The organism is Paenibacillus sp. JGP012 (assembly GCF_014203995.1).
Classification (GTDB): Bacteria; Bacillota; Bacilli; order Paenibacillales; family Paenibacillaceae; genus Paenibacillus; species Paenibacillus silvae.
The window spans coordinates 397,906-406,933 of record NZ_JACHKG010000003.1 but is presented as its reverse complement, the minus strand read 5'-3'; the positions used below and the strand labels follow the sequence as shown (position 1 = coordinate 406,933).

Below are 9,028 nucleotides of genomic sequence, written 5' to 3'. Positions count from 1 at the left end.
TTGCACGCAAGCGGTTGAACCGCCGTATACCGAACGGTACGTACGGTGGTGTGAGAGGTCGGCTACTCAACTAATGGGTAGCCTCCTACTCGATTCCAGCAATGCTATCGCGTGATTTAACAAAAGGCTGACGTAAATATTACTTTTATCAAATGCACTAAAAAATTGATCTTTGTATCGTTGCGACAATGGTTTACATAATAATAATGACGGAAACACTATTGCTCTATTTCAAAAAGTTCACTATTCTTTCAATGCACGATCATGCCTCCGACGATTCCCAGTAAAACAATGACCCAAGGCGGGCATTTCCAGAAGGTAAGCAGCACAAATAAAATACATGCCAGCGCAAAGTCAACGGATGACAGCACAGCGGTTGTCCATAAAGGCTGATAGAGTGCAGCAAGTAGAATACCTACTACACCTGCATTAACCCCAGCAAGCACACCCTGCATGTGAGAGTTGCTGCGCAGCGCACTCCAGAAGGGCAATGCCCCGATAATCAGCAAAAATGCCGGTAAAAATATCGCAATTGTGGCGATGATCGCCCCTCCTCCGCCCATTGAAACAGCACCGAGGTATGCAGCAAACGTAAATAATGGCCCCGGTACAGCTTGCGTTGCACCATAACCCGCAAGGAAGTCATCTTTGCTCACGAAGCCATGAGGCACGAGTTCCTGCTCCAGCAGAGGAAGCACGACATGTCCACCGCCAAATACCATCGAGCCTGCACGATACATGGAATCAAACAGAGCGATCCACTCTACGTTAAAGGTCTGGCGAAGGACGGGTAACACAACGAGCAAGCCTGCAAATATGGCCAAGCAGCCTACGGCAAAGCTGCGGCGTATAGGGATTTTCATCGTTGCAGCGGGAATAACAGGTGATTTTCGGTACATGCTCCATCCAGCCACACCTGCAAGCACAATCAGCATGACCTGGCTGTAGGGCACCGTCCACACTAACGCCGCGGCAGCGATAAGCACGGCCAGTGTAATTCGCTCTTTATCCGGCGTAAGCTTCTGGGCCATGCCTAGAATAGCGTGAGCGACAATCACTACAGCTACCATTTTCAGTCCGCTGATCCAGCCAGCGTGGCTCACATCAACCCCTTTTAACAGTAAGGCAAATGCTATTAAGACAAGCACCGATGGAAGAGTAAAGCCAATCCAGGCCGCCAATCCACCCAGAAGCCCGGCACGCATGACACCAATACCAATGCCCACCTGGCTGCTCGCCGGCCCGGGAAGAAATTGACACAGTCCAACCAGATCAGCATAGCTGTGCTCGTCCATCCATTTTCGTTTGCGTACATATTCGTTGTGAAAATAACCCAGGTGTGCTGTAGGGCCTCCGAATGACGTCAGCCCTAATTTTGTTGCAACCAACAGCACTTCCCACAGAGCCAGCAGTCGGTTTGGCTGAACATGTTGAGCTTGAGGTTGAGATTGAAGTTCAGATTGAGTTGAAAGTTCATCGCGATCTTGAACAGTTGCAGCCTGCTTTCGTTCATTCATGCTCGTTCATCTCTCCTGGCAGATAGATATGCTGCTGTTGTGTCACTGACTTTACGTACTCTCTTTTCATTTCACTGCCGGAAGTTGTACTTCAAGCAGAGCCATCGCCTCTTCTTTTTCCCGGCTGGTGACATGGGTGTAGACTGTTGTTGTCTGGATCGAGGCATGTCCCAGCAGCTCCTGCACCGTTCGCAAATCAGCTCCGCGCCGAAGCATCATCGTTGCAAACGAGTGACGCAGCTTATGGCTGGAGTAGCTTTGACGCTCGTGAGCTGGCGCTTCCTGCTGGAAGCGTTGGAAGGTTTCTGTGGAGATCAGCTGAATGCTGCGGATGGATAGACGTTTTCCTTTTTGCGAAATAAACAGAGCCTCCTCCTTCTCGCCGCGCCACGGCTTCAGCCGTTCCTGAAGAGCAAGGGTTAACACCTCTGCTACAGTTTCAGGCACAGGGATGGAACGCCATTTCCGACCCTTACCAAATACATCGAGCGTACGCCGCTCCGGATTATAGTCTTTGCAGTTCAGTGCATGCACCTCGCCAACCCGCAGCCCCATATAACCCATTAGCAAAAAAACTGCCAAATTACGTGTGCGGTACTTGCCGTCTACAGAAGCCAGAAAACGAGTCAACCCGCCTTCATCCAGGAAAACGGGAGCCCGATTTTTCTCGGTTTTGGACTTTTTGATGCCCGCTGCCGGATTATTCGTCAATATTTCCAGTTCGATGAGGGACTTGTAAAAGCAGTTGACTGCCGCATGTTTACGATTCCGGGTAGCATCACTTACACCACGCTCCCGTGCACGGGACAGATACGAAAGCACATGCAGCTTTTTCACCTGCTCCAGCGGTTTACCTTGAATGGAAATGAGGAATTCCACCACATCACCTGTGTATGATTTAACCGTATGGCCAGTATAACCTGCATCCTTCATCCAGATATGAAATGCCTCCAGTTCGTCAGCGTACTGCTCCTGAATCTCGTCGTTCATCATCTGCTTGTCACCTCCACCGATATTTCCTGCACACTTTTACGAAAAATTGCTAGTTCCATTATAGAAAGTGAACATCTAAGCCATTGGAAAATCAATCTCTTCCACAATTACGACATTCGCCATGAGCATGATCATGTCCGGTTTACCCTCACTACGAGTGAGTACAAAGGTTGGAAGCGGATTTTCATGCAGCCCATTCACCGATTCGGCAATCTGCACATACAGATCCAGATGAAGTGTCTCTCCTTCTCCCGAAACCTCCACGACAGGCCACTCTTTGCGGATACAGTCTGCCCAGAAGGCCAGTTCATTCGCTGGAATAATACTTAAACGCTGTACTTCGGGATCGATGTAATATATCCCTTGTCTTGCAGGCTCTTCTCCTAACTTGTCCCACGCAAGCACTTGAGCTGCCTGCTCGTTTGGCGGACAGTATAGCGAATAACACCATGGCGTAATCCCCCATACAATAGCCATAAGTCCTTCTTCCAGCAATGAATCGAGCCGTCCTTCTGTAAAATGTTCCAATAAATTATGATGGCCTGGCCCGAACATCTCCTCTACTCGTCCAGAGAGTCGTTTCAGATCAGCAAGAATAAAACCTCTTCTGCCATAGGAATCAAACACATGATGATTTCGTGTCCATACCGCGGCAGATGAAGAAGCAAATTGTGAAAATTCTGCTGGAAACAGCATGATATGTACCGTATTCACTTGTGCGTATTTCACCATCGCCAGCTGCTCGGGTTCTAATGGACCTTCAGCGATTCGAGGTGTTTTTCGGTGCAGCGCAATGCGAACCTCATAATCTCCTGCTATATAAGGTCCCAGATCAAGTGTAATCGGGTAGTCTACACCCTGAATAGACGCAATGCTTATGCTGCTAGTGTCTGTTAGAGAGACTGCATATTGTACATAGGACAGCTCAGGTCCATAGAGAACGCTGGCCTCCTCACGCTGCAGCGGATTTTGAAATAGCTGTGCAATGACAGATACCTTGCGACCATCTTTGAGATGTGACTGCGGATCGATATCCAGTGGCACTTCATCTGCTTGATCTCCATGCGATATGATTAGCTTCGCCTCGGTGAGAACGGATGAATCCGAGAGTGCAAATGCAAAATGGGATGAGTGCTCATTTATATCATTATGTAATGGTATATTCATAAAGTAACCCCTCTCTTTGGTCGCAGATCATACCCACCAAATATATTTCATATTTGGCTCAGCCGCAAGTTTAATCCAGAACACAAAAATCCCCGCTCACCTTCGTCCAGCGAAAGTAAACAGGGATTTGGCAGATCGCATCCTACATTAGTACCTATAATGGACTATCGAGTAATTACTTTCTTCTAAGCGGATTCAGGTGACTGTGGTGACGTCCATAGGCAAAATAAATAACTAATCCGATAATCAGCCAGCCAAAAAACGTAATCCAGGTTAATGCTGCAAGGCGAGTCATCAAATATACACAACCGATTGCGCTCAGAATGGGAATGAACGGTACCAACGGAACCCGGAAGCCACGTTTGAGATCAGGGTTATTTCTGCGCAGCACGATAATGCCCAGACTCACGACAGCAAAAGCAAATAACGTTCCGATATTCGTCAGCTCAGCCAAATGTCCGAGAGAGATAAACCCGGAAAACAAGGCTACGATAATACCTGCCAGCCAGCTTCCGACCGCCGGAGTCTGGCTTTTGCCGCTAACTTTAGAGAATACGGGAGATAACAGACCATCACGAGACATCGAGTAAAGCAGACGTGTTTGACCATACATCATGACGAGCAATACCGTCGTAATGCCCGTAATTGCACCAAGAGATACAATCCAGGACAAACCATTCAAGTGAACAAATTCAAAAGCAAAGGCCACCGGATCACTTACATTTAACATGTTGAATGGCACAATGCCCGTGAGAATAAGAGACACCACGATATACAGGATCGTGCACACAGCAAGCGAGGCAATGATACCAATCGGCAGATCCCGTTGCGGGCGTTTCACCTCTTCCGCTGCTGTGGAAACTGCATCAAAGCCGATATAAGCAAAAAATACAGTAGCAGCACCAGCCGTTACCCCCGAAAAGCCAAATGGCAGGAAAGGATGCCAGTTTGCTGGCTGAACATAGAACACACCGACTCCAATGAAAATCAGCACTACAATAATTTTAATCCCTACCATAATCCCGTTCGCACGGGCGGCTTCCTTTACACCGCGAGTGAGCAGAAACGTAATAATCAGAGTAATTACAGCCGCGGTGATGTCAAAATATGTGCCCTTCTCAGGATTAAATGCACTGGTTAAAGCATGAGGCAGCTCCAGTCCGAACCCGGACAATAACGTTTGAAAATATCCCGACCAGCCACTTGCTACCGCCGCACTCGCAAAACCATACTCCAGAATTAGGTCCCAGCCCAAAATCCACGCAATCACTTCACCAAATGCAGTATAGCTGTACGTGTATGCACTGCCCGATGCCGGAATCGTAGAAGCGAATTCAGAATAACACAAGGCGGCAAACGCACAGATGATACCTGCCAGCAGGAAGGATAACACCAGCCCGGGTCCGGCGTATCTGGCTGCCGCCACACCTGTCAGCACAAAGATTCCTGTGCCAATGATGGCTCCAACTCCAAGTGTTGTCAAATCCAGGGGTCCAAGCGCCCTCTTCAATGCACCGCCCTCGTTGCCTTCACTGACAATCGGTTTTTTACGGAATAATAAGCTGAATATTTCATTTGTGCGCATAAGCATGTTCCTTTCATGATGAATCTGGAATGTGTTATGTGTTATCGCATAATAACGATGGAGCATGGTATGGTTTCATCTCATCTGTTCTACGAAAAACTCATTTGTTCTATCTTATCGATTACCTATAAAAACCTATCGAATTCTACACGTTATCGCGTTGAATGATTAAAATTATTTTGGATAACAGCTTATTTTGGCCTTTTTCCGCGAAATTTATCATGATCTGTTGCCTGCGCCTTAGAAAGAAAATCGCTTTAAATAAAAACTGCGTATAATTTATATTATGCGCAGTTTTTTGAAATCACAATTTGCGACTTTTATCATTAAAATACGTTGTTATATGCATTTTATAAAATAGCATCCCTTTTCGTCTTTTTCCGCTGTCGTTCGTTCCTATACTCTGTCGTCTTTGGGCGTATCGTGCTAACTGAAATCAATAAACGTTTACACTTTTGGCACATCAAACAGAGCCGCACAATAGTATGGGACTCTGTTTGCTTGCTATGTTATTTCTACATTTATCTCATAATCTGGTAGGTTATTTCCCTGCTCTTCCCTGTTATGAAAAAACAATCCGCTCCGCATCGGACATCCGATACTGCGTCAACAAATACTCCTTACTCTGCATCGCTTTGCTGCGAATGGCATCCAGGTCCACATGCAGCAGCGTGCCACCCCGCTTCACCGGTTTTCCGGCAACAAAAACCGTATCCACATTGGACGGATTCGCGAATTGCACAACAGCACCAATCGGATCATGCACAGGGAACACGTTCAGGTCCGTCGTGCGAATCATGATCAAATCCGCTTCCTTTCCCGGTGTAAGTGAGCCTGTTTTCTGCTCCAGCCCTAACGCCTGAGCGCCCGCCGAAGTTGCAAAGCGCAGCACCTGACTTGCCTGCAGACTTAATTCCCCTGGCATTTCTCCCTGCGCCAGCAGTGACTCATTGGTTCTGGAACGCTCTGCTTGCAGCGCAAACTTCATCTGTGAGAACATATCTCCACCTGTCGAAGTCACCACATCGACCCCAAGGGTTGGTGTGCCGCCATGTTCGAGAAAATATCCTGTAGCCGGATAACCATGCCCCATCATCATCTCGACTTCAGGGGTAACCGACAAGGAGGCCCCACTGTCTGCAAGCATTTTAAATTCATCCATGCCCATTGTATTGCCATGAACTACATTGATGCGTGGATTAAGTAGTCCTGCCTCATACATTCGGCTGATCGAACGATCTGCTGATCCCCAGCTGCCAAACCCGACATGCATGGAACAAATTGCATCCAGCTCTTCCGCAAGCCGAATATCCTGCACCGTGGTATCCCAGTGACTGAATTCCGGGCCGCGGATGGCGAGACCATACGTGAGCAGCTGATCTTTGGAGGAAAAATAACGCTCTTTCACCGCTCTGACATTCTCTGGATAAGAGAGCTTGCTCTCCCGATTCCAATATTCTGTCTCCCCCGGTACACCATGAGCAAAAACGGCCCGAATGCCTGAATCCTGCAGGCCCCGAATCAATTCCTCTGTATGTTCAGGCGAATAGGGCATGCTCCAATCCAGTACTGTAGTGACTCCGGCATTAAGCGCTTCCAACGATCCGAGCAGATTGGCAACGTAGCTGTCCTGCGGCCGAAGCTTGCTTCCCATTGCGCCATAATACAGATTTTGCAAATACACGGGCAGTGACCAGTTCGTTCCAGTTGTCTTGACAAGCGATTCCCACATATGCCGATGTGTATCCACCAGTCCAGGCATAATAATCATCTCTGACGCATCAATCACCTCAACCTCGGGACCTGGCACCTCTAGATCAGGTTGAATAGCTGCAATGACAGAATCCTGAATCAGCACATCTGCCCTCTTATACTGACCAATACGAGCATCCATCGATATTACACAACCGTTTTTCAAAAGATAACTTGTCCCCATGAGACATCTCTCCCATCATACTGGTTTGTAAAATGATCTGACATAGTGGTTTGTGAAAAGATCTGATTCGCATTGCTTCATTTCTTTTTACTTATGACTATATTTTCGCTAGTATATATACATTATATATCAAGTGTTAATATTTATCAATTCTGGTACAGCTCACTTTTACTCTGTTAGTGTTTACTGATCTTACAAGGTAAAGCTACCGGGTTAAATTTCATTCTTTACCTCACCAGATTCCTCACTAGATTCCTCACTAGATTCCTTTTTTCGTTTAGCCCGAAACCGCCTAACCTTCATAAGATTACCGCACATTTTGTCATCACAATATTTCTGTGTTCTGCTCCGGGTATCATCATAGAAGATCCAGCGGCAATCCGGATTGTCACAGCTTCGAATGCGCTGTCCTTCTCCCTTTACTAATGTCATGGCAAAATCAGCGGCCACTTCTGCGATGACCTGCTGCCAATGAGCATGCATCGGAACCAGTACAACATCCAGTCCTTCTTCTTGTGAGATCAGTCGTCTGGTTACCCCGCCAGCCTGCAACCAGTCATTTAACCAGGCTTGATCCTTATCCGTTAACAGACCTCCAGCAGACATGCGAATAGCCAGAGCCTGTAATTCATCTCTAAAACTTCTCACCGTGAATTCCTCTGCACTCGAGGCGGGTACCGTTGCTTTTAATTGCCAACGATTCAAAAAATTCTGCTGCCAGCTTGCTTTCCCCAGCCTGTCTTCTGATCGGTCCCCACCACGCCAGTCATGATAATCACTGTTCACAAAATCGGTCCATAATCTGTCCATACATACCTCCGCTTATGTAACTATCTAAAATGGAAAAGGTGGTTACTCCTCTTCGAATTGTGTTATATTAATTGTAACCATTTCAATCCTCGTTAGCTAGTTACATCCAGGCAAGACATAAGAGTGAAATGAGTCCATAAGAGAGGAATGAAACCAAAGATGAAGTCAGCGACAACGGCATTAGATGTTCTGCTTATTCAAAAAGAAGATACCTGGGATCAATGCAACTGGATTGTTCCATTGTCGAAGGCACTGGAGGGCCTTACCGCAGAGCAAGCAGCCTGGGTTCCCCCTTCAGGAGGATTAAGCATATGGCAGCTGGTGAATCATATGTATTATTACAATCAACGTATTCTTGCGCGCCTTCAGGGTATTAATCCCTCTTTACCCGCCGCGGAATCGAACGTAGCTACGTTTGGTACAACCGGTGATGCCTTGAACCAGGCTGACTGGAACAATCTTATGGAGCATACCGCTCAGTTGGCAGAGCAACTGCACAATCACCTTCGTACATTGCAGGAAGCGAAGCTCGAAGAAGCTTATATGGATTCCGAACAAAACTGGGCTCAAACCCTTGCACGGTGGGTTCTGCACGATGCTTATCACTCCGGGCAGATCGTTCTGCTCCGCAGACAGCAAGGAAGCTGGAGTATTGTTTTCTAAAAAAACACTTGAACTGCTAGCGCTTACAAGGATAAGATGGAATCCATAAGGTTACAACTTGTTCAATATACTAATGAATTGAATAGGATCTTCGGGGTAGGGTGCAATTCCCAACCGGCGGTGATGTTCTGATGAACCAGCCCGCGACTCGCTGTTTGTGCTTACGATGACTTCCAGCGACTGACTTGGTGAGACTCCAAGGCCGACGGTACAGTCCGGATGAGAGAAGATCAACACAATGACAGGCCTGTTTTGGGAGTCTTTTTCCCTGACGTCTTGTCTTTGAATGGTCCCCCGTTTATTTGGCGTACGCCAAGACGGGGGATTTTGTCGATTTTGCCAACTGAAGATTCCGTG

7 protein-coding genes and 1 riboswitch are annotated in these 9,028 nt (G+C 47.3%); of the genes, 1 reads left to right on the top strand and 6 read right to left on the bottom strand.

What is annotated here, in order from left to right:
• Window positions 1-251 precede the first annotated feature (251 nt).
• From HNR77_RS06575 to HNR77_RS06550, 6 genes are all read right to left on the bottom strand, one after another.
• Window positions 252-1,517, bottom strand: a complete 1,266-nt coding sequence (locus HNR77_RS06575; protein WP_184181885.1) for a chromate transporter — start codon at window positions 1,515-1,517, stop codon at window positions 252-254.
• Window positions 1,518-1,583: 66 nt separating this feature from the next.
• Window positions 1,584-2,510 (bottom strand): tyrosine-type recombinase/integrase, encoded by a 927-nt coding sequence (locus HNR77_RS06570; RefSeq protein ID WP_184181883.1) that lies wholly within the window; start codon window positions 2,508-2,510, stop codon window positions 1,584-1,586.
• Window positions 2,511-2,585: 75 nt separating this feature from the next.
• On the bottom strand, window positions 2,586-3,677 hold the full coding sequence (locus HNR77_RS06565; protein ID WP_184181881.1) for a hypothetical protein: 1,092 nt from the start codon (window positions 3,675-3,677) through the stop codon (window positions 2,586-2,588).
• 175 nt (window positions 3,678-3,852) lie between these two features.
• A complete protein-coding gene (bcaP, locus tag HNR77_RS06560) occupies window positions 3,853-5,262 on the bottom strand; it encodes a branched-chain amino acid transporter BcaP (protein ID WP_221443717.1) in 1,410 nt (469 codons plus the stop codon).
• 562 nt (window positions 5,263-5,824) lie between these two features.
• The gene (locus HNR77_RS06555; protein WP_184181879.1) at window positions 5,825-7,198 is read right to left on the bottom strand and encodes an amidohydrolase family protein; all 1,374 of its coding nucleotides are present in this window, start codon (window positions 7,196-7,198) and stop codon (window positions 5,825-5,827) included.
• Window positions 7,199-7,411: 213 nt separating this feature from the next.
• Window positions 7,412-8,008, bottom strand: a complete 597-nt coding sequence (locus HNR77_RS06550; RefSeq protein ID WP_184181877.1) for a CGNR zinc finger domain-containing protein — start codon at window positions 8,006-8,008, stop codon at window positions 7,412-7,414.
• A gap of 159 nt (window positions 8,009-8,167) precedes the next feature.
• Here HNR77_RS06550 and HNR77_RS06545 point away from each other — a divergent pair, with 159 nt between their 5' ends.
• Complete coding sequence (locus HNR77_RS06545; RefSeq protein ID WP_184181875.1) at window positions 8,168-8,671, top strand: DinB family protein; 504 nt, start codon at window positions 8,168-8,170, stop codon at window positions 8,669-8,671.
• Between the two features lie 83 nt (window positions 8,672-8,754).
• Window positions 8,755-8,906, top strand: a riboswitch (FMN riboswitch).
• Window positions 8,907-9,028 lie beyond the last annotated feature (122 nt).

Excerpts from the sequence above, each read along its gene's own strand:
- HNR77_RS06555 (WP_184181879.1), bottom strand. The coding sequence starts at position 7,198 with ATGGGGACAAGTTATCTTTTGAAAAACGGTTGTGTAATATCGATGGAT.
- HNR77_RS06545 (WP_184181875.1), top strand. The coding sequence starts at position 8,168 with ATGAAGTCAGCGACAACGGCATTAGATGTTCTGCTTATTCAAAAAGAA.
- HNR77_RS06575 (WP_184181885.1), bottom strand. The coding sequence starts at position 1,517 with ATGAATGAACGAAAGCAGGCTGCAACTGTTCAAGATCGCGATGAACTT.
- HNR77_RS06570 (WP_184181883.1), bottom strand. The coding sequence starts at position 2,510 with ATGATGAACGACGAGATTCAGGAGCAGTACGCTGACGAACTGGAGGCA.
- HNR77_RS06565 (WP_184181881.1), bottom strand. The coding sequence starts at position 3,677 with ATGAATATACCATTACATAATGATATAAATGAGCACTCATCCCATTTT.
- bcaP (WP_221443717.1), bottom strand. The coding sequence starts at position 5,262 with ATGCGCACAAATGAAATATTCAGCTTATTATTCCGTAAAAAACCGATT.
- HNR77_RS06550 (WP_184181877.1), bottom strand. The coding sequence starts at position 8,008 with ATGGACAGATTATGGACCGATTTTGTGAACAGTGATTATCATGACTGG.